Source organism: Caballeronia sp. M23-90 (assembly GCF_053574605.1).
In genome coordinates this window covers 1-2,281 of the sequence record NZ_JBSIPA010000696.1, presented here as the reverse complement: position 1 = coordinate 2,281, position 2,281 = coordinate 1, and the positions used below count along the sequence as shown (strand labels likewise).

The 2,281-nt window shown below is 59.4% G+C and carries 2 protein-coding genes; both read right to left on the bottom strand.

Features of this window, described 5'->3' with window-relative positions; all coding sequences use genetic code 11:
* Positions 1–658, bottom strand: a 658-nt coding sequence (locus ACRXB1_RS34800; RefSeq protein ID WP_449494624.1) for a Tar ligand binding domain-containing protein, incomplete at its 3' end; no start/stop codon positions are given.
* A 437-nt stretch (positions 659–1,095) separates the two neighbouring features.
* Positions 1,096–2,106: a LacI family DNA-binding transcriptional regulator gene (locus ACRXB1_RS34795; RefSeq protein ID WP_061999374.1), complete on the bottom strand. Its 1,011-nt coding sequence runs from the start codon at positions 2,104–2,106 to the stop codon at positions 1,096–1,098.
* Positions 2,107–2,281: the final 175 nt, after the last annotated feature.

Here is a 2,281-nt window from a genome sequence, read left to right as displayed (position 1 = left end):
TACTTCGACGCCATTGCCGCCGGCCGATGGCGCGGCGCAGTGCAAACCACGAGAACGCGGCTGCGGCGAGTCCGATCACGATCGCAGTCAGGCTCAGCGTTTCAAAAGTCGATGCAGCGCCCTGGGCCGCGTCGTAACCCTGGCGGGCGGCATCGAACTGGAACTTGCGCAGCGCGTCATTGGCGCCCGAGAGTTCGTTGTAGGTTGCCTGCATCGCCTTGGCCGATTCCACGATGCGCGCCTGGTCGTTGGCTCTCACCGCGTCATACCCGCCATCGATCAGCTTCTGAAGCGCGAGGCGTTTTGTATTCGATGCCTCCGCGAGCTGCTTTTCGTGATCGTTGAACACGGGAAGTTCGGTATATTTTTTCCAGAAACCATCCGCTTTGGAGCGCATCATCGCACCGCGTTCAATGGTCGGTGCTGCTTCCGGCGTACCGGCGAGGAAAGCCGCGCGATCGAACACCAGGCGTTCGCGGGCGGTATAGAGTTCTGCGTTGCTCACGGCATTCGCGCTTGGCATCTGATTTTCAAACGTGTCGCGATACGCGTGGTTCGACTGCGTCATGCCGTAAAGGCCCAGGCCGCCGATCGCCACCAGCAAGAGGCCGAGAAAAGCCATCGTGAGGCCGAGCCGGGCCTTGATCGTGAGACTCATGTTCATGATTTTCCTTGAACCGCGTGTGTGAAATGATCGGCGGCAGTATCCAGCCCATCGTTCTCCACGACGAAGCCGAATGCGCCTGCCTGGTCAGATTTACGGCCTGTAAGCCACGCACTTTAGGGAAAAATTGAAATGATGTTTCGTCAGAGGATTAACCCTTAGCAATTTGCTGCGCCAGGATGCGGATAAACCCTGAAAAGTTCATGTTTAGTAAGTCGTTAAAACGGATGCTGCGCTCGTCGGCTGTCATGCATGAATGAGATGTGTAATGAAGCGCAATTCAGCAGAGTCGGGGCGAACTGGGAGAAGCGTGGCTGGCAGCCAGCGTTTTGGAGAGAAACAGAGAGCCGCGTTGAGACACTCGTTGTGCCCAACGCGGATTTCAAACGGGCGGCGTTCGACCTAAGCGCGAAGCAGCGCCAACCCACCCATCAAGCCTGTTGCGGCACGACCCCGGTCGATTCCCGCAGGATCATATGCGGCGTGACCACGCGCCGGCGTGTGCTCGCCGGCACCTTCCCCGCGATCCGGTCAATCAGCGTCTGAGCCGCCAGCTCGCCCAGTTCCCGCACCGATTGCCCAACCGTCGACAAAGCCGGATACGTGTACCGGCTCAATTCGATATCGTCGAAACCGATGATCGAGCAGTCCTTCGGCACGTTGATTCCCCGCTCCGCCGCCGCCCGCAACGCGCCCACGCCCATCATGTCGTTGCACGCGAAAATGCCGGTTGGCTTTAACGTATCGAAGAGTTGCGACGCCGCTTCATAACCGCCTGTCGCCGAGAACGCGCCCTGCTGGATTGCATTCGGCTCGATCTCGATACCGCGCTCGGCCATCGCCCGGATGAAGCCGTGGACGCGCATTGCGCTCACCGCGGTGCCAATCGGTCCGGTGATGCAGGCAACATGCGAATGTCCGAGTTGCAGCAAGTGGCGCGTGGCGAGATACCCGCCTTTTTCGTGATCGATCTGCACCAGATCGGCCGATACCCCTTCAATATTCCGATCCAGGATCACGAGCGGTTCGCGTGCGCCGGCAAGACTTTGCGCGAGCACCGCATCTTCTCCCGCCGATGCAATCACGAGCCCGTCGATGCGCTTTTCCTGCAGCACCCGGAGGTAGCTTCGCTGCTTGGCGGGGTCGTCGTCGGAATTGCAGAAGAACATGCAATAGCCGTTCTTCGCGCACCCATCTTCCACGCCACGCGCGAGCTCCGCGAAATACGGATTGGTCGCATTCGGCACCAGCAAGCCGATGGTGAGCGTATTGCGCGCCTTGAGCGAACGCGCCACCGCCGACGGCACATAGTCCAGTTCCCGGATTGCTCGTTCTACTTTGACCCGCACTTCAGCCGATACAGGCCGCGAGTTGTTCACCACATGAGACACGGTTGTGAACGAAACGCCCGCAATGGCTGCTACATCTTTGATCGTCGCCATACTTGGTCCTTCTCTCTGACTTTTGGTCTTGCTTTTGCTCTTATAGTTGGCACTCGCAACGCTTGCCTTTCGGCAGTCCGCCCGGCAGCACCCGTTCCACTCTGGTTCGCGGCCCCGACTCAAGTTCATCAGCCTCAAGGCCGTCAGCCGGCGTGCATCCCCGTGCCGGCTTCAA

Bases quoted from the DNA above. Each gene is read 5' to 3' on its own strand.
- ACRXB1_RS34795 (WP_061999374.1), bottom strand. From the start codon at position 2,106: ATGGCGACGATCAAAGATGTAGCAGCCATTGCGGGCGTTTCGTTCACA.